Source organism: Mesorhizobium sp. M1A.F.Ca.IN.022.06.1.1 (assembly GCF_003952605.1).
Classification (GTDB): Bacteria; Pseudomonadota; Alphaproteobacteria; order Rhizobiales; family Rhizobiaceae; genus Mesorhizobium.
The window spans coordinates 5,027,529-5,046,675 of the sequence record NZ_CP034455.1; the positions used below are offsets into that span (position 1 = coordinate 5,027,529).

The window sequence follows — 19,147 nt, forward strand, 5'->3', positions numbered from 1 at the left end:
AGATCAGTTCGGCAGCCCTGCGGCGAGCAGCCCCTTCAACAGCGCGGCCCGATCCTCCTCCAGGCGATAGGGCTCCTTGGCCACGAATCGACTGCAGGAAAAGCTGGGTGTACCCGCCAACACGCGAGCCGCGTACGACTTTGCATCGCTGTCCCGGCCAAGCGCCGAGCTCGAAGCGGCCATGTAGGCCGTAACCCATGTCGGCATGGTCGACGAACGGCTCAAAGCGACCAATGCCGGCTCGGGCCGGCCCGCAATGAAGTGGACGATGCCGCGAAACGGCCAATACCAGGATGGTTCATAGAGCGGATCGAGCACCTGCGCCCGCTCGAACCATTGCATGGCGCGATCCGGTTCGCCGCAAAATGTGTAGAGGGTGCCGAGATAGGAAACCTGCTCGGGATCGTTCGGATTGAGGTAGAGGGCCCGTGCGTAGAGTTGCGCGGCGACGTCGAAGTCTCGCAGGTGCAGCAGCACCCAGCCGAGAATGTTGAGGCAGACCGGATCGTTGGCGGAGAGCGCCACCGCCTTCTTGGCAATTTCATGCGCCTCGTTGAGCAGGGCGTCGGAAGATCCCATGTCGCGAAACCATTCCAGCTGCTTGTAGTGAGCCAGCTTGGCATAGGCGCGCCCATAGGTCGGATCGAGGTCGATGGCGCGCTGATACCATTGCCTGGCTTCCGCTTCGCACGCGAGGTCGCCTAGCGGCAGGGCGTTGCCACGCAGCACGCACTCATAGGCAGCCAAGTTGGCCGGCGGCTTGCGCCGTGCCTTCTCCGCACCCGCCGCCTTGAGCCGGCCGATAACTGTGCCCACGATCTTGCGGACCAGTTCGTCCTGCACATCGAATATGTCCTGATCGTCGCTGTCATAATGCTCTGCCCAAACATCACCGCCGGACGTGGCATCGACCAGTTCGCACGACAGGCGGATACGCCTCCCCATCCTGCGGATTCGCCCCGCAAGCTCGAAATCGAGCCCGATATCCGAGACCAGCTTCGGCAGCTCCACATCCTTGAGCCGCATCGAGGTGTGATATGACGCGACGGAAAGCTGCGTGAACCGCGTCAGCTCGGTAATGACGTCTTCAGTGAACCCTTCGCTGAAGTACGGCTCCACGCCACCGGTGCTGACAAATGGGCGGACCAGGATCGACGGCGCGTTCGAGCTCGAAGTCTCGGCGCCGATCCTCGCAAAGGCGCCGTCGGGTCTGTGAATAAGCGAGTAGACGGCCACCGGTCGGGGAATGTTCTTGAGCAGAAAGTCACCGCAATATTCGAAGGGCAATTGGAGCCCTGCGCGGACCTCCTCATGCACTTTTGCCGAAAGGCAAATGCCTCCGGGAGCCGCGATCTGTTCAAGCCGTGCAGCCACGTTCACACCGTCGCCGAACACGTCTCCGTCGCCGTCGACGATAATGTCGCCGAAATTTATGCCCATCCGAAGCGACAGACCGGGCGACGACCGCTCGGGGCTTGCGAGATAGGCCTGAATAGCCACCCCGCACCGCACCGCTTCGACCGCGCTGAAGAACTCCGCCACCATACCGTCGCCAGTGTTCTTTACGACGCGGCCGTCATGCCGATGAACGTAGCCTGGGATCTCGTCGCGCATCAACGCTCGGACGCGGGTAAACGTGCCTTCCTCGTCTTCCGCCATTTGTTGCGAATAGCCGACCACGTCCGCGACCACGATCGCAGTCAGCCGTCGCTTCAGGGTGCCGTTGCTTGCGATCAATCTAGGCTTTGGGGTCAATCCATACCTCGGGTCGGACGTCCGAACCTACTTTAGCACATTTGCATGATGCTATCGCGCATGGCAGCGTGTAAACTGCTGCATGAAGAGCTTCGGGCGTGCGGCAGAGCGAAATCCGTTCAGAAACGCTCGCAATGCAAAAGATGCGCACATTCGAGGTCTGCGTGGGGTCTAGTCTCCTCTAGGGCCCGGTGGTGATCTCGGATCCATTGCTCGGCTGTCCTCTCACTGTGGCGGCAGGCCGCGTTCGCGCCGCCAGGGATGGCGATGAGAGCATTTACTTCGCGTCCGGTTGGGGCACGACAGTCGAGCAGGCGCTGCAAGGCTGCCTTTATGAGGCGGACGAGACCTACTTCGCCCAGATCATTCCCGAGGGGCGAATTCTGCGGTCGCGTGCCGATGCGATTCATGGTCGGGTCGTCGAGCCGCCCGGCATCCTTCTTTTCAGCGAAGAGCAATATGACCGCCGAGAGGCCGCGAACCGACAGCCCCGCAATATGGTTCCGGCCCGCTGGGACAGATCCGCGCCCGAAGACTGGATCCTGAGTGACGACAGGCTCGGTACGGAGCAAGCCTGGGTGCCCGCGGGGCTGTGTTTTCTCGGCTATGATCCCGGTGGCAAGCAATCATCGTTGCCGGCTGCCGACTCGAACGGACTTGCGCTGGGCATCAACCCTGAGGCCGCTGCGATGAGCGCCCTTCTCGAGCTGATCGAGCGAGATGGGACCTCCATCTGGTGGTACAATCGGCTTGTTCTGCCTCGAATCGATCCGAAGTCGATGGCAAGCGATACTATATCTTCATACGAGGATTGGCTTCGGCGCCAAGGTCGCGAATTGCGCCTTCTGCGACTTACGTTGGATTTGGCGGTGCCGATAGTTGCGGCAATCTCCAGCGATAATTCCGGCCGGGGTCCGGCGATGGGGTTTGCGGCAGGCGCATCGTGGTCAGCGGCTGCCACAAGGGCGCTTGGAGAGCTTGCTCAATGCGAAGCGAACCTTGCTCTGCTCTCCCAACAGGCGCAGCAACAGGGAACGGCCCGCTTTACGCCCGGGGCGCGGCAACTTTATCGCTGGCATCAAGAGACGGATCTTGGGCTGTGTCCATATTTGCAGGGTGAAAATAGCGGCCCTGCCTGCGCGGATGAAGCGACACTCGACTACGCCTCATGCGTCAAACTCTGCCGCGAACGAAGCCTGGAAATACTCGCCGTCATCCTGATGCAGGATGAGCAGCGGTCCCTTGTCCGAATGTTCGCTCCGGGGTTGCGTTCGACCAAACCAAGGTTTGGTCCGGGCAGGCTCTATTCTGTTCCAGCCACGCTTGACCACGGGCCTGCGAGGTCAATATGCCGAGACCCTTTCCCGTTTTAGCGCGAAGCCAAAAGCTGCTGCAAAGTTCCAATTTGGGATCGAACACCGGAGGGCATACTCTACCGCTTCAGATTCCTTAAAGCGGCCATTCCGCTATCGGCCCCCTTCCGGCATTTACAGTGGCCCCTAATCGCCGAACCGGGCCAAAGCTGCCGACGTCACACTAAGCGCTAATCTATGCTGAAAGCTAGGACCTCGATTCTATGCGACAGCTTTCCGCGCAGGCGAGCGGCTGTTGCCGCCGGTCTTGGAATCGCGCTTGCGCTTTGAAAAGTGCGCAAGCAGAGCCGCCAAACCCATCGCGTTGAGAACCCGCGTCCTAGGAACGCCGCCCTTGCGGGCCATCTCGACACCCCAATGCATGTGGTCGAGTTCTCGGATCGAATGCGCGTCCGGATTGATGCTGAAGATGCAGCCGTAGTCGAGTGCCTTCTGAGTGCCACCGCCAGTCGAGATCGAGCCGCCACGGATGCGCGTTGATTTCGACAGCGACACCATATCTCGCGCACGCTCTGAGGACCTTGTCGACGTCGAGATCATAGCCGGGGCGACGCAACAACTGGCGACCGGTCATGTGCCCGATGATTGTCGTGAAGGGGTTCGCGATTGCCTCAATCATACGGTCCGTCTGCTCTTTCTTCGGCAACTTGAAGCGGCTGTGCACGCTCGCGACAACGAAATCGAACTGCTCCAAGACGTGGTCCGGATAGTCAAGCGAGCCGTCGGCCAGGATGTCCGCCTCGATGCCCTTGAGGATACGGAATTTTCCACCATACCTCTTGTTCAGCCGATCCGCTTGGCGGTGCTGCTCAGCAATCTCCTGCAATGTGAGGCCGCCCGCGTAGTGCGCAGACTGCGAATGGTCGGCGACACCATAGTACTCGAACCCGCGCTCACGGGTCGCTTCAGCCATTGCCTCAAGCGTCTCGGTGCCATCGGATGCGGTCGTGTGAGAATGCAGGATGCCATTGAGATCTTCATCCCGGACAAGGGTAGGGAGTTGCCGCCTCGCTGCCCGCTCAATCTCGTCCCTGCCTTCGCGCAGTTCGGGTTCGATGAACTGCAGGCCCAGCGCGTCGTAGATATCCTCCTCTGTCACTGATGCGATCAACTTCCTCCCGCGGTAGAGACCATCGGGTTTGAGGGCGAACCCTCTCTCGGCCGCAAACATCCTCAATTGCTCTAGATGGGCCGCGGAACCGGTTGCTTCGAGGAAGCTCGCGCCAAAGTGCTTCTTGTCCGTTACGACAAGCCTGAGGGTGGACTGCTCGATTTCGGTCCGTTTCTTCCCCTGCGCGACCAACGCGAGGTCGGCAACAAGTTCGCAACCACGTCGGAAATCACCGGCGATTTCCACGCGCGAAAACTCGGGATGCTCTTGCTTCACGGAAATGACCGCATGCTCAAGGAGAGCGGCGGCCTTGTGCAGGTGAAGCTGTGTTTCGCCGCCTCGGGCGATAGCCAGGTTCTGCAGGATTTTAGTCTGAAGTGAAGCGCCGAGGCCTTTGATTGGCCGGATGCGATCTGCCTTTGCCGCCGCTTCGAGCTCGGCCAACGACTTCACGCCGAGCGCCTGATGAAGCTTCAGTATCTTGTCGGGCCGAAGCCCCGGTATGGCAAACAGCTCCATTACACCCGCCGGCACCTCCTCGCGCAGCTTCTCAAGGCGTGGATGCGTGCCCGATTCGTAGAGCTTGCGTACAATGTCTGCGATAGCGTCACCGATGTCCGGGATTCTGGTGAGGGCGCCGGCGGCGATGATCCGGTCAAGCGGCTGCGACAGCGCAGTCAGACTATCGGCCGCGCGCAGGTAAGCCTTAGTGCGATAGGGATTGCCCCCGCGCAGCGACGAGCGATGTGCGTATTCCCTTAGGAGACTGGCGACGGTCCTTGAATCTGGTTTTGCCATTGTCGAGGCAAACGGGCCCAATCTCCGCAGGTTCCAATCAGGCAAGGGCAGCGAGCGCTCACTCCTTGCTGCCGTTTTCCCGGAGTGGGGCGCTACAGATTCGGCAACGATTGGTCGGCGCGACCCCATCCCGCCAGAGCTTTGGAGGCTGCGCGTTTCTTCAATTCAGGAGCGTCGCCGACGCGGAAATGCGAGGGCGTATCAATCGTCTTCATCTCCGCCCAGGTGATCGGCGCCGCGACGGGCGCGCCAGGTCGGGACCTTGCGCTATAGGGCATGATCGCGGTCGCCCCGCGCTGGTTGCGTAAATAGTCCACAAAGATGCGACCCTTCCGGCGCGCCTTCGACAGCGCGGCCGTAAAGTGGGCGGGATCGCTCTGAGCGACCGCTTGAGCGAGACGAAATGCGAAGTCTTTCACTTGCGGCCATTCAGCCTGAGGGGTGAGCGGGGCGACCACATGCACCCCTTTGCCTCCCGTCAGCATAGGGAAGGTCGTAAGTTCCAACGATTTCAGAATATCACGAAACTGGAAAGCAGCCGCACGGACAGCTTCGAAATCAAGACCCTCATCGGGGTCGAGGTCGAACACGAGGCGGTCGGGCTTTTCGACATCCTCGATCCGAGCTCCCCACCCATGCAGCTCGATCGTTCCCATCTGGACGCAAGTCATCAGCCCAGCGGCATCGTCGACATAAAGGTATGGCTCCTCGTGGCCGTCTTTTTCGGTGATACCCACTTGGTGGACTTTGTCGCCAAAGCTCCCGGCATCATGCTTCTGGAAAAAGCACTTCTTGGCCCGCCCCTGCGGACACCTAACAAGACTGATCGGCCGACTGCCGACCCAGGGAAGCATGATCTCCGCGACGGCCGCGTAGTGGTCGGCGAGCTGGCCCTTGGTGATATTGGACTCTGGATAGATCACACGGTCACGGTTGCTGATGGCAATGGTGTTCGCCGGCCACGTGGTCAGCTTGGTCGTGCGACGTTCCGTCTCCAGCACGACCGCCTCCGGCTTCTTGTCTTCGCGTAGACCGAGGTAGCTCGGATGTCTCAGCGTTCCTTCGTTGGTCATCTCGGTGAAGGCAATCTCTGCGACCAGCTTGGGGTAAAGCCAATGTGCTCCGCGAACTTCCGCTCGCGGCGCCTCGACGGTCGCGGCTTTCTGCTCGAGCGGTGCCATGATCTTCATGAGACGGAAGAGTTCAGCTGTATCGAAGCCGGTGCCGACTTTCCCGGCATAACGCAGCTTGCCGCCGTCATGCACCCCGAGGATCAATGACCGGAACGCGCGGACCTTATCGGACGGCGTCCAGCCGACAATTACGAATTCCTGCCGCTTGATGCACTTGATCTTGAGCCAGCTTCCGCCGCGGGCTGCCACATAGTGCGAATCGGCGAGCTTCGAAACAACTCCCTCGAGACCGGCTGCGCAAAAGCGTTCGAGCAGCTCTTCTCCGCGACCGAGGATGTGATCGGAATAGCGAAGGATCGCGTTCTTCGCGGGCAAGATTGCCTGGAGCTTCTCTTTGCGTTCAAGGAGCGGGCGCCTGGTAAGATCTTCGCCGTCGAGCTGAAGGAGATCGAAGGCATAAAAATCGATGGTGGCTGGCGCACCCTTTAATGCGTTCTGAAGCGCCTGGAAGTTTGATCTTCCGTTCGCATCGACAACGACGGCCTCGCCGTCGATCAGAGCGGAGCGGACCTTGAGCTTGCGGGCTTCCGAAAGAACGGAAGGAAAACGCTGCGACCAGTCCAGGCCAGATCGGGTATAGGCACGCGCTTCGCCGCCGCCGACGGCAACAAGAATGCGATAGCCGTCGTATTTCATTTCGTGGATCCAGCGGTCGCCGGCAGGGACGGTGTCTACGAGCGTTGCCAGCTGGACGGGCCGAAAAGTGGGAGGCGCTAATTTGGTCCGGTCACGAATAGGCGACTTCGCTTGAGGAGCGCTCCACCCAGGGATTGCCTTACGCGACGTTGGCTTGACCACTCTCACGCACCCCAAACCCGAGACGAAATGGCTTAATCGCGTCCAACGCGCGATTGCTTCTTTGGTTTCGTTCCGGGGGGTTGAGCTTGTCTCCATCATTGCTGAGTCCGTGTGCCTGCCTGCAAGCCCGCAGCGGTATCGTTGCCCGAGACGGCAAGTATGCGGACCGCCCATCACGCTTCGGAAGCAGCTCCGCGATCGCCAGCATCAGCTCGTGCAGAACACCAGAGTGGCCCCTCCCGCCGATCCCCCGGCCATCATCGACCCGACGGTTGAACGGGTGAAACCGGGCAGCATAACAGCCTGGGTCCGCCATCTTCGGAACAGCCAAAGCTACGGCATGGTGCCGTGCAGGGCATCAGCGAAGACGGAACCTAACGCCGCCTTCCGGCTTCTCTCGCCATGACCACGCGCGGGATCAATTTCTTAGACCGGTGGATGGCGGATCACCTGCCGAATGCGATCACGGACGATTCAATGGCCATCGTTTACCTCGTCGAAGAGGCCCTGAAAGCTGCTGAGCGAGAAGGCATTAGCCCCGACGAGATCAGCGAGGAGGTCGGCACAGTCTTCGAAGTGATCCTGGAGGCGATGCAGAACCGAGAAGAGGGCTTGGCGGTCTGAGCTCCGGTGGAGCTATGCGTTGCATTAGGAAATGTTAACTTCAGCCGCTGCAAAGGCGGCGCATAATGCCCACCTGCCCCGGCTCGCAACACGGGGTAAGAGGCCCGGCCTGTCCCGCTCTAATCGTCCCCCGAATTCCCGCTCGCAGGCCGGGTCGCCTCAGCTTCACCTGATGGGTAAACTGCAATCGGAGCGGCCCGCCAGGGTCAACAGCCCGTTAGACTCCACATGTCACTTGAACGCGTACCTGTTAACAGCCCCGTCCGCCTCATGCGTGACCCGGATCCAGCGCTGACGACCGCCGAGCGGGGCGGGGGACCAGGGTGTGTCGACGGTCGTCCGAGGACAAGGGGCCATATGGTCAGCAAACTGCGTTGCGATAGGCCCTGGCTCATTGTGGCGTCGATCACCCCCATCCACATTCACATTTGTTATTCCCTCCGAGTCGGGCGCCTTGTATCGGCGCGCTACAAATCGGGGGTAGGCCAATCCTCGAAACCGCATGCATTCGCCACGGGGGCAGGGCAAGGACGCGCGCGAAGGCCTTCGCAGGTAGCGAGTGAAGGGCGGGGGTGTGAGAAACCTCTGTACGGGGCTCTATTCCAATTCGCATCCAGATTGGCAACGATCCGGCAACAAAAACGGTGTAGCTCTCGGCCGACCGATGTAGGCTTGAGCACGTGCCGAGCCCGTTTGGAACCACATTGGCAACATCGGGCCAAAACGGCGCAGGGTGTGAAAGGGGGCCGCTACGCCTTGCAATTCAAGGCGTCTGCGGTTATTCAGACGCCCGTTGCTGCGGTAGCTCAGTGGTAGAGCACTCCCTTGGTAAGGGAGAGGTCGAGGCTACAACCCCCTCGGGCTTCAATGGCAGCCATTCGATCTTCGATCGCCGAGAAGCGGACTGTCTGCAAACGGCCCCATTTCGGTCATTCACCAGGAGGAAGTGGCTGGCTACTTAGGGCTCCATCGTCGATATCTCGAAGCCAGTAACTATTCTCGTCCATCGTCTTTCGGTTCGCCAGACCATACGAGAGAATACGAGGGAAAAGGGTAGGCGAACCACCCGCTAACATATTGATTTCCTGTCGAAAACGACGACCCTCCGCGACTAACATAATCGTTATGCACCAATAGGTTACGAGGCAGTTCGCCGAAATAGATTCAAGAAGCCGATCCGGCCACTCGCCCATTTCTTTGGCGCTGTGGATGGCTGCTTTGCGCCTCATCTCGGCCTTAGAGAACGGCTTTGCCAGTTCCTGAAAACAGACGTTGGCGGCGGCGGCGTTAGATTGTTGCGGTGCGCCGTGAGCGGACGTCTGGGCTTAGGCCGTCGAATGTCTGCCTTTGGACGAAATTTGGCGTTGAGTCCCGCCAACTCACAGGCGAGAGGTCCTGAGCAGCCGTCGCACGTTCCGGCGATCGCCGCTCTGTAATTTGTGCTCTGTCATAGTTTTGATAGTATGCCCTGTCGGCGAGGGTGACATGTCTCATAGCAGCCGAGGTGATGTTCCGAAGGCGGGGACTGGCTCGCGCCTTCCGATCGGCAGGGGGTCGATGGACGACGGCGTCGAGGCCCGTCACGAGCGGCGCGTACTAACCGCCCTTTGCTACGATCTCGTGGGCTCCACCGAGTTGCTCGGCCTGCTCGGCATCGAAGACTTCGAGGAACTTATCTTGGCGTTTCAAACGGCCGCCAAGGGAGCGATCGTATCGTGCTCCGGAACCGTGATGGTCGAGGCTGGCGACGGTGGCCTCGCTGTGTTCCCAGTCGATTTGGGCGCTAAGGATGCGGCGTCGCTGACGATCAGCGCCGGACTTGCGATCGTCAGGGCGTGCAAGCTCCTTGCCGCGGAGAAACGGAGGAGCGACCTACATGTCAGGGTCGGCGTGGCGACGTCGATGACGCTAATCCTGAAGGGCGACACCGCCGCAGCGCAGGACACTATAACCGGCCCTGCATTTGCACTGGCGACCAGGCTGCAGGCAATCGCCCGGCCAGATACCGTCTTCGTGTGCAACGAGACGCGCAATCTAACACGGCGCTCACACGTATTTAGCTTCTGCGGTTCTCACGTGATCAAAGGCTTCGCGCAACCCGAGCAGGTCTGGCAGGCGTTGAGCCACAAGCGGGGGTAGACCGTTTCTTCGCGTTCGGACGCCTCACCAGCCCCTTGATCGACCGCACGGATGAGGCCGAGCTGATACATGAATGTTGGAATGAATCTGTTTCGGGACGTGGCCAGGTTATCGTGATCGAGGGCGAAGCCGGCATCGGCAAGTCGCGCATCCTGCATGAGGTGCGCCGGCGAACGCGCTTCCAACGCAACAGATTGCTCCTCTTCCAATGTGTGCCAGGCGACTCGCGTTCGACGCTGCATCCACTGCGGCAGGCGATGCTGGGTAATTTCGATGACGGCGAGCGTACACTCACCCCCGCGCTTGTAGCCGAGGTGTTCGCCGCACATGACGTTCACGACACCAAAGTCGTCGACATCTTTTCTTTTCTGCTCGGCGTGGAAGGCGCGAGGTCCGGTTTCCAAGAGATGGATCCGGAAGTGATCCGGGAGAAGGCCGATTGGGCTGCGCGCCATGCGTTACAAGCAACGTGCGCCAGTGGCCCAGTGATCTTGATCGTTGAAGATATTCACTGGATCGATCTGACGTCGAAGCAACTGCTGCGTGAACTTGCAAAGCTGGTTCCTAGTTTCCCCGTGCTCTTGATCGCAACGACGAGGCCGGGATTTGGCGACTGGCTAGACGAAAAAAGCAAGCGTGTCCTGCTCCCTCCCCTTGAGCATGCCGACACCTTGCGGGCAATCGCAACGATGTGGCCTCAAGGCAAGCGGGCACCTGCGCCTGAGCTGATGGAGTTGGTCGAGCGCGTCACCGGCGGTGTCCCGCTGTTCATCGAGGAGGTTTGCCAATGGATGGCGGAGAATGCCGCAAGCGGTAGGGAGCAGCTGCCACAGGGCGTTTCGCTCGGCCGCGCGGCGGTGTTGGAAACAGTGTTAGACGCCCGGCTGGAGCCTCTCGGCTGCGCCCGCGAGGTGGCGCGAGCGGCGGCCGTCGCCGGCAACAGATTTAGCCCGGATTTGCTGTCGGCGCTCTTGCCGGAATTTGACCCGGGCACAATCTCTGCGGCGCTCGATGCCCTAGCCGAGGCAGGCCTCGTACGCGCCAGGCACGCCGTGGCATCAGTGTACGCGTTTCGGCATACGCTTATCCAAGAGACGATCTATAACGGAATACTGCGGAAACGGCGGCAGACGCTGCATCAGCGTCTTTATGCGGTGGCTAGCGGCAACCGCAGCTTCGTTGGCTGGCTAACAACTGCAGCTCTTGCCGATCATGCTGAGCGAGGCGGCCTGCTTGACGAAGCGATCGGCGAGTTCATCAATGCCGGCATGGAAAGCTCGTCCCGCTCGGCCATGGCTGAGGCAAGGCATCTGCTCGAGCATGCCATTGCGCTTTGCGGGCAGGTTTCTGATCATGACAAACGAGATGCGCTGCGGCTCTCGGCCATGGTGGCGCTCGGGCCGATACTGACCGCCGTCGAAGGGCCAAATTCCGAGCACGCACGCACGCTCTATGACGACGGCGTAAAGATCGCACGGCGTCGGCCAATAGCGGAGCGCGCCAAGTGGTTCCCGATCTATTGGGGTTGGTGGTTCACGGGCTCGGTCGTTGATGGCGAGCGGGCGCAGGCCGTCGTCAGTGATCTAAAGGAGGTTTCCGACCCCGAGATTCAGCTTCAGGCTAGGCACTGCTTGTGGGCAGTCGATTTCAACCGCGGGGACCATGGTGGATGCATAGCCGCGATTGATGCTGGATTGCCGCTCTATGAGGTGGGCCAGGGGCACGCGAATGCCACGCGTTTCGGGGGGCACGACGCGCGCGTGTGCGGCTTCGCGCATCGTGCACTGTCGCTGTGGTTCTCGGGACGTGCAACGAGCGCTCTCCGCTCCATGTCGGAGGCCCGCCGCTGGGCGCAGCAGACTGGCCATGTCAGCAGCATAGCGCATGCCTGTATCAACGACGCGATGCTGAGTTGCTATCGCCGCGACTTCGCTTCGTTGCGTGACGTGATTGAGGATCTGCGACAGCTGACCGCGCTTCATCACCTGCCTTCGCTAGTCGTCTCGGCACAGATCTTCGAGGGCTGGTGCGATGGCAACGCTGGCCAACTTGAGCGGGGCAAGGACAAGATGCGTGAGGGCCTCGGCCTGCATGGACAAGTGCAGACACCCGAGGACGAGCCCGTCTATTGCGCCATGCTGGCGGAACTTCTCGCGCGCTCGGGTGAGATCAGTCACGCGCTTGCCCTGCTTCATTCGGCGGTGGCGCAGGCCGAGGCGGGTGGCAGCCGATATTGGCTGGCGGAACTACACCGGCGAATTGCACAACTTCTCGTCCTTGACAGGGCGGCAGCCGGCCGGGTGGCAACTGCCCTCGAGAAGAGCCTCAACACTGCAGCCGAGCAAAATGCCGTGCCCATCCTCATCGCGGCCTACGAGACGCTCAGCGCGACAAATCTCGCCCCCGTACTGCTTCGGAGCTTTAACGACCGTGTCGAAGCGGCAAGGAAGTCGGTTGAGCCCGGCGAACCGCTGATCGTGAACCCTGAGCCGGAACTGCGGGCCAGCCGATAGTGGAACAATATGAGCGCGTTGGTCCTCCGACAGACGAAGCGCTGACCTATCTGATGTCGATGCGACACGCGTTGGGCATCACCCGTATTGCGGACATTACCGGTCTGGACCGTGTCGGCATCCCGGTCGTGCAGGCAACGAGGCCGTTCTCGTTTTCAAACGCAGTCGCGCAGGGAAAGGGTGCCAGCCTACCTCTCGCGGCGATATCGTGCATTTTGGAATCCGCTGAGAGCTTTTTCGCCGAGCGCATCGAACATCTTGGTGCAGCTTACGCTTCGGCCAAGTTACTCGAAATATCCTGCGGGCGATTTGAGACGTGGCTGCGAAAGCCCGCACCTGCTGATTGGCGCGGCCGAGAAATCGCTTGGGTAGAGGCGGAGAACCTGCTGGGCGGCGGCCGCGACTTCGTTCCGCTGGAATTGGTGCACACGGCCTATCTCATACCGCCCAGCCCCTGTGACGGAATTTTCACGCCAACGACAACCGGACTGGCGGCCGCGCTTGATGAAAAAGACGCCGTCACACACGGCATATTGGAATGCGTCGAACGCGATGCGATCGCCCGCGCTCTCAAAACGCATGGTTTTCTGCAACACCAGCGAATCGATCCAGCGACCATAGATGACCCAAGGGTCCTGGCCCTATTGGATGAACTTGCACGAAAGGACATCATCGTCGGCCTTTGGCTTGCGCCGTCGCCTGTTGGCCTGCCTGTGATTTGGTGCCATCTGATGGAGAGCAATCCTCGCGAGACGGCATTGGTCCATCTGCCAGCCGATGGCTCGGCCGCTGCATTCGATCCGGCGGTAGCTGCCGTGCAAGCGATTCATGAGGCGGCGCAGGCGCGGCTTGCGGCGATCTCGGGTGCGCGCGATGATATGACCCGGGCGTCTTATCCGAAATATCCCGACTGGCAGCTTATCGAGGCGCACCGCCAATTGATCACCGGCGGCCGCAAGGACGTGAGCTTCGCCCGCCAGCCTGCCTATCGAGCGGCGGGCGGGCAGAGCTTGCTTGGCAGCCTTCTTGCAAGACTGGGGGAAAGCGGAATCACCGCCGTATATCTGATCCGCCTCAACACCAGCCCTTGGAAGCGACTGTCGGCCGTCAGGATAGTTATCCCGCAATTGTACCCTTTGGTGGAGTGACCGGATGCGACCTCGGCTCGTTTTCACCGGCCCCACGCTATCGCATCCAGAGGCACAGCAAGTGGCCGACGTGATCTGCCTGCCGCCCGCGGTGCAAGGCTCGATCGTAGCTGCAGTGCAGCGTTATGACCCGGCTGCGATTGTCATCATAGACGGCGCCTTCCAGGCTGAGCCGGCAGTGAGGCACAAGGAGATACTGTGGGCGATCAGCCAGGCCATCCCGGTGATTGGTGCTGGAAGCATGGGAGCCTTGCGAGCCGCCGAGCTTTACCCATACATGCACGGCGTTGGCCTTATCTATCGATGGTACCGCCGCTTTGCTTTCCTGCCTGATGACGCAGTGGCAGTGCTGTACGGTCCGGAAGGAGTGAATTTTTCACCGCTAACGCACGCTTTGGTTGATTTGCGAATGACCGTCCGCGCCGCTTGGAGGCGAAACCTGCTCTCCACCGATTTGTCAGGAAAGCTTGAGAATGCGGCTCGGAACCTCAATTTTCGGGAGCGTACGCTCTCCCGAATGGTCCGCGAGGCATTGCCGGAAGCCGGTCACCATGAGATCGAAGCCTGTCGGCAAATTCTCGCAGGAGCTTTCATTCAGCAAAAGAAACGCGACGCACTGTCAGCATTGCAGCTTACGCGCGAAAATGCATTGATGCCGGCGGAATTGAAGATTTTCAGAATGACGGTCGCGTTTGTCCAAGATTTGGAGGACGCCGGCTTAGCAATCTGACGACAGAGTTGCCGGTGATACGTGGTGCAATTTACGAAATACATGCTTCGTGCTAGTGTCGCAGACTATGAGAGGGGCTGCGCAGTTGGACGCGCTCGATGTCGCCGGTCGGGCGGGGATGTCGGCTGGAACACGCTTCCTGATATACCCACAAGCGCCTTACATTTCCGGGTACGAGAAACCCGAGGCGGTCTGGATTTCAACAGGGCCTGGTTTGATCCTTCCGGGCCCGGAGGATCATCGCATATACGTGCGTGATCCCGTGCTGGACAAGCAGCCGTACGAGTATCCCTACCTGCCGCCCTTCGTTGGCGCGTGTTTCCCACCAGCCGAACCCGGCTTTGATGGTCATTTCGACCACCTCCCTCTTCAGTCGCGCCAGTTCCTGGCAGCGCATGCGTTCGCGGCTGCGAGCCGGGTGCTGGACATCTGGGAAAGCTATCTGGGCAAGCCGATTGTCTGGTACTTCGCCGAAACATACGAGCGGCTTGAGATCATTCCCTGGCTTGACTGGGAGAATGCGCAATCGGGGTATGGCTATCTGGAGCTTGGCCGCGAGCGTGGAGCCGACGGACGCGGCCATTCATACGCCCTCAACTTCGACGTGATCGCGCATGAATTAGGTCACTCCATACTCTTTTCTCTCTTCGGAGTGCCCATGGAAGGCTTGCGAGACGGTGACTTCGGGCCGTTTCACGAAGCCAACGCCGATCTTATTTCGCTGCTTTCGTTCCTGCATTTCGACAGCGGGATGGATCGATTGTTACGGCACAGCCAAGCAAACCTGCTTGTCCTCAACGAGCTCAACCGCATCGCCGAACTGACGGGCGACCGCCAGATCCGCCTTGCCAGTAACTCGCGCAAGATGACGGAAGTGACCGAAGAGATTCATGACCGGTCTCGCCCATTCACGGGAGCGGTGTTCGATACCCTGGTCGATCTCTACCATGCCGGCCTGGTTCGGCAGGGCCTTGCCGACGAGCGCCTGCTTCGCTTCGACATCAGGCAGGTTGGCGAAGCCGACATGCGGCACATCTCTGACTTCACGGGCGACGCATTCCGAGCCCGTCCGTTCCTTTTCAAAACCGAGCTAATCAAGGCGCGCGACGATGTCGCGCTTGCGCTCGCGCGCGCGTGGACGCGCCTCGATGCCGATCATCTCACATTCGCTGGCGCAGCCTCCACCATCGTCGAAGTTTCCGACCTCATTGGCCCGGCGGTAGCGGCAAGCTTCGAAGAGAATTTCAGGTGGCGGGAAATTTTATGAACCAATGGATGATATAGGAGCGCGGAAATGAGTGCCGACTGTCAAAGGCCCACACTGACCTTCCCACAGAGCGCGTACAACGCAACCCAGGTCAGACTCTACGGTATTTCCCCAAACGGAAGCGAATTATTGCTTCCTGGAGAGGAAAGAAGTATTTCAGAAGAGGAATTCGATATAGCTGTAAGGTCTAAAGTTTATGACACCAGTAACAACGAAAAAATAAAAGAGCAAATCAAAAAGGCTAGTCAAAACGGAAAGCTTACAGATGGGCAGGTGGCCAATTTAATAGCTAAAAGCTCCAGTGGATTTCCCGATGGTATCGGATATGCGACACAAATATCTTTGGACATACGAAAGTTTGGATTGGTTGTAATATCAAGCGTAATTTCACTTAACGAGATGGCGAAACAGAAATCGGCTCTTTCATGCGGAATAATAGTTGGTTATTCATATGAAGGCCATTGTTTCGACCTTCCAAAGCCGAAAATTATGCTTATACCCTCTGCTCCCCAACCGATACCTGTCGACGACTGCGGGTATGATAAGAAAGTTGACCTTTCCTATCCAGGGTCTGCGGATAATTATCTTCTATGGATTGTCGACAAGCTTGATGAGTGCGTGGAATTCGAAATGAACCAGGGATTCGTCGAACAGATCGTTCTCGAAGCCAATCTACCGGGTAAGCGCTCACCCACAATGTATGCTTCCCGGATGATGATGGGGCACCGCGGGGGGAGGCTTGGCGACTAATAGACGCGCGTGTGGGCATGGCCGATGGCGAGTTGTGGTCGGCCAGCCCCAGCTCGGCTTGCCAAATCCAGCCCCCACGATGGCGATTATGCACCGCAATAACTGAGGCTGCTGGACTGCTGGGCGCTTTGACCGTCGTTGGCGAACTTAGGGCAGGCAGACGGCAGTCGGGGGGGCACCAAGGTCGCACCAACCAGCGAAACTAGTCAACTTTGTCTCAACCCTAGACCTAATCAGGCGCAAATTTATTCGATCGAGACATTGGCTGGCAGTTGCTGCATATCCGCCCTGGCCATTACACCTATGTCGAGAATCGCTGCTGCTTACCCGTTGGCGCCATTCTGCCGATGATTGTTTTACGCCGCATCTCGCCTGTAGAAATCGGCTCTCAGCTTCTTGTCCGCTTTGACTACTCGCAGCCTAAAGATGCCGGTCGGCTGTCGGCCCCCAAACTGCCAGTCTGCAACGCGCCCGATGTCGGCCGTAGGGGCAAGCTTTCCCGTCGCCCGAAAGTTGACGTCAGCGAACACGCTGTAGATTGGGGTTGCGCCGGGAGCCGACATTCCGTCGAACATCACCTTTTTCGGAATTCAAGGCGAACGCTCGTAGCCGATTTTGTAACGTAGGTCATCGGAGAGGGAGTGTTGGCTGTTAGCTCTCGTAGGCCGCTGTGTATGGTCTTGGCACCGGGCTTTCCTTATAATTCTGCCCAGTGGAACAGGCTCAACATCTGGAACGGAAGTTGGTCGCTATTCTCTCTGCCGACGTGGTGGGGTACAGCGGCCTGATGGCCTTGGACGAGACGGGCACACTTTCCCGGCTCAAGACGCTTCGCCGCGAATTCATCGAACCGTTGATCGAGGGGTATCACGGCCGCGTCGTTAAGCTCATGGGCGACGGGGCGCTGGTTGAATTCGCCAGCGTCGTCGATGCAGTGGCGTGCGGTGTCGAAATTCAGCGGATCGTCGCACGGCAGAATCTCGAGCTTCCCAAAGACATTCGGATCGTGTTCCGCATAGGGATCAACTTGGGTGACGTGATCATCGACGGCGATGACTTCTATGGCAACGGTGTGAACATCGCAGCCAGGCTGCAGGGGCTGAGCGATCCCGGAGGTATCGCCATCTCCGGAACCGCCTACGATCAGGCACACGATAAGCTCGGCCTGACTTTCAAGTCGCTGGGCGAAAGGCATCTAAAGAACATCCCTGAGCCGGTCCGCGTTTATCGGGTGCTATTGAAGCAGACGCCAATCACCAGTAAGTCGCGCTCTCGACGATGGTCTGTATTTGGCGCCGCGGTGCTATTCCTTGCTCTGACGGCAGTGGTTGCGCTGACGGTTTGGCCGCAAGCGATTGCGTTTCTTCGGGGCGATGTTCACGGCGCGGTCGATTCGGCGGCAGGCAGGCCTTCCATCGCTGTATTGCCGTTTGGCGACCTTAGTGACGACCCGGCGCAGGACTACTTCGCCGAAGGGCTCACAGACGATCTTATCACCAATCTCTCGAAGATCTCTGGGCTCCTCGTCATCGCCCGCAATTCCTCGTTCTCCTTCAAGGATCGATCCCTCGACATCACTGAGATCGCTGAGCAGTTGAATGTCCACTACGTGGTCGAAGGCAGCGTCCGGCGAGAGGGAGATGCAGTCCGCATCAATGTCCAACTCATCGACGGCAAAACAGGGAGTAACATCTGGGCCGAGCGCTACGACCGTGATTATTCCAAGTTATTTGCCCTTCAGGACGAAGTGATCGGGCGAATCGTTGAGGCACTTTCGGTACGTCTGACAGCAGGCGAAAAAACTCAGATCGCCCGACTCCCGACCCAAAATCTGGAAGCATACGATTTCTACATTCGAGCCGAGCAGAAAGTGTATGCAATCGACTACAAGTCTCTCGGGGAGGCTCTCTCCCTCTATCAAAACGCAATCAAGCTCGATCCTGCCTTCGCGGACGCCTATTCGGGCTATGCCCGGGCGACGGTGGACGTGCTTGGCTTCGACTTCCAGCGCCTCATGCTGAGCGCCGTCGCTCGCCAGCGCGCCTACGAGGCTGCAGGCCGAGCGCTGGTACTCAATCCCCAGTCCTCGCGCGCCTATGCCGTGCTCGGTATCCTGCAGATGCTGGATAGCGAATGGGACGAGGCTCTCGCCTCAGTCCAGAAAGCTGTCACGCTCGACCCGAATGGCGCGGAGGCAGAGCTCAATCTGGCGATCGTGCTGACTTATGCCGGCCAGAACCCGGCGGCGCTGGCGGCGATGGAACGCGTGCTGCAACTCGATCCCAAGCCGCGGGCGCAGGTCTTCGACTACTACGGCTTCGTGCTGTATATGAATCGTCAATACGAGAAGGCCCTGCAGGCGCTGAGCCAAGTCCAGGCGGAAGAGCGGAGCGACCTCGGCCTCGAAACCCTGGCCATGGCTAACGCGCGATTGGGCCGAATGGCCGAGGCGCACAACGCGGTTGCGGCAATCCTAAAGAAGATCCCCGTCCAGAACCTCGCCGGTTTTCGGGTCGTCTATGCGCACCATCGGCGGCAACAGGATCTCGATCATCGGATAGACGCCCTTCGCTTGGCGGGGCTTCCGGAGCGGTGCTTCGATTTCCGCGGACGGGATGAGGACCGCCTGGACGCCTCCGCCATACAGGCCCTGGCAGGCGATCGGACCTGGGTCGGGCATCAATACAACGGTGCACCGTTTGTGATGGAGCTGAGTGCAAACGGAGATTTCGCCATGAGCTCCCAAAACGGCATAATCGCCGGCGCGTTCACCCTGGAGGACAACCTCTTTTGCACTCGATCCTCAGCGACTTTGCTCGGCCGCAAGTTCTGCGGCCCGGTCTATCGCAATCCCCAAGGGAGCAGCGAAAAGCGCGACGAGTATGTTTTGCCGGACTCTGTCACGGTATGGTATTTCTCGGTGTCGCCGTGACACCCCGGTTCAACTC

At 59.5% G+C, this 19,147-nt stretch carries 12 protein-coding genes; 9 read left to right on the forward strand and 3 right to left on the reverse strand.

Annotated features, from left to right (window positions below; translation table 11 throughout):
* Positions 1-3: 3 nt before the first annotated feature.
* Positions 4-1,737, reverse strand: a complete 1,734-nt coding sequence (locus EJ078_RS24000; RefSeq protein ID WP_127403288.1) for an adenylate/guanylate cyclase domain-containing protein — start codon at positions 1,735-1,737, stop codon at positions 4-6.
* 212 nt (positions 1,738-1,949) lie between these two features.
* Here EJ078_RS24000 and EJ078_RS24005 point away from each other — a divergent pair, with 212 nt between their 5' ends.
* Positions 1,950-3,128, forward strand: coding sequence for a YcaO-like family protein (locus EJ078_RS24005; protein ID WP_208720872.1), 1,179 nt, complete (start codon positions 1,950-1,952; stop codon positions 3,126-3,128).
* A 319-nt stretch (positions 3,129-3,447) separates the two neighbouring features.
* Here the strand turns inward: EJ078_RS24005 and EJ078_RS24010 are convergent, their stop codons facing one another.
* Entirely contained in the window at positions 3,448-5,037 is a 1,590-nt protein-coding gene (locus tag EJ078_RS24010) for a DNA polymerase/3'-5' exonuclease PolX (protein WP_306462628.1), read from the reverse strand.
* Between the two features lie 92 nt (positions 5,038-5,129).
* Entirely contained in the window at positions 5,130-7,202 is a 2,073-nt protein-coding gene (gene ligD / locus EJ078_RS24015) for a DNA ligase D (RefSeq protein ID WP_306462629.1), read from the reverse strand.
* A 228-nt stretch (positions 7,203-7,430) separates the two neighbouring features.
* Between ligD and EJ078_RS24020 the strand changes: the two genes are divergently transcribed.
* The 8 genes from EJ078_RS24020 to EJ078_RS24055 all read left to right on the forward strand — a co-directional run bounded on the left by EJ078_RS24020 (position 7,431) and on the right by EJ078_RS24055 (position 19,131).
* Complete coding sequence (locus EJ078_RS24020; protein WP_127847222.1) at positions 7,431-7,652, forward strand: DUF768 domain-containing protein; 222 nt, start codon at positions 7,431-7,433, stop codon at positions 7,650-7,652.
* Positions 7,653-9,209: 1,557 nt separating this feature from the next.
* Positions 9,210-9,791 carry an adenylate/guanylate cyclase domain-containing protein gene (locus EJ078_RS24025; protein ID WP_208720874.1) on the forward strand — a complete coding sequence of 194 codons (582 nt, stop codon included), beginning with the start codon at positions 9,210-9,212 and terminating at the stop codon, positions 9,789-9,791.
* Positions 9,792-9,826: 35 nt separating this feature from the next.
* Positions 9,827-12,304 carry an AAA family ATPase gene (locus EJ078_RS24030; protein WP_208720876.1) on the forward strand — a complete coding sequence of 826 codons (2,478 nt, stop codon included), beginning with the start codon at positions 9,827-9,829 and terminating at the stop codon, positions 12,302-12,304.
* Positions 12,304-13,452: a YcaO-like family protein gene (locus EJ078_RS24035; protein WP_127215353.1), complete on the forward strand. Its 1,149-nt coding sequence runs from the start codon at positions 12,304-12,306 to the stop codon at positions 13,450-13,452. The genes EJ078_RS24030 and EJ078_RS24035 overlap by 1 nt, the downstream gene beginning before the upstream one ends.
* A gap of 61 nt (positions 13,453-13,513) precedes the next feature.
* Complete coding sequence (locus EJ078_RS24040) at positions 13,514-14,182, forward strand: TfuA-like protein (RefSeq protein WP_245457046.1); 669 nt, start codon at positions 13,514-13,516, stop codon at positions 14,180-14,182.
* An 85-nt stretch (positions 14,183-14,267) separates the two neighbouring features.
* The gene (locus EJ078_RS24045) at positions 14,268-15,449 is read left to right on the forward strand and encodes a hypothetical protein (protein ID WP_306462630.1); all 1,182 of its coding nucleotides are present in this window, start codon (positions 14,268-14,270) and stop codon (positions 15,447-15,449) included.
* A gap of 27 nt (positions 15,450-15,476) precedes the next feature.
* Positions 15,477-16,199: a hypothetical protein gene (locus EJ078_RS24050; protein ID WP_127215356.1), complete on the forward strand. Its 723-nt coding sequence runs from the start codon at positions 15,477-15,479 to the stop codon at positions 16,197-16,199.
* Positions 16,200-16,941: 742 nt separating this feature from the next.
* Positions 16,942-19,131, forward strand: a complete 2,190-nt coding sequence (locus tag EJ078_RS24055) for an adenylate/guanylate cyclase domain-containing protein (protein WP_245457047.1) — start codon at positions 16,942-16,944, stop codon at positions 19,129-19,131.
* The last annotated feature ends 16 nt before the right edge of the window (positions 19,132-19,147 follow it).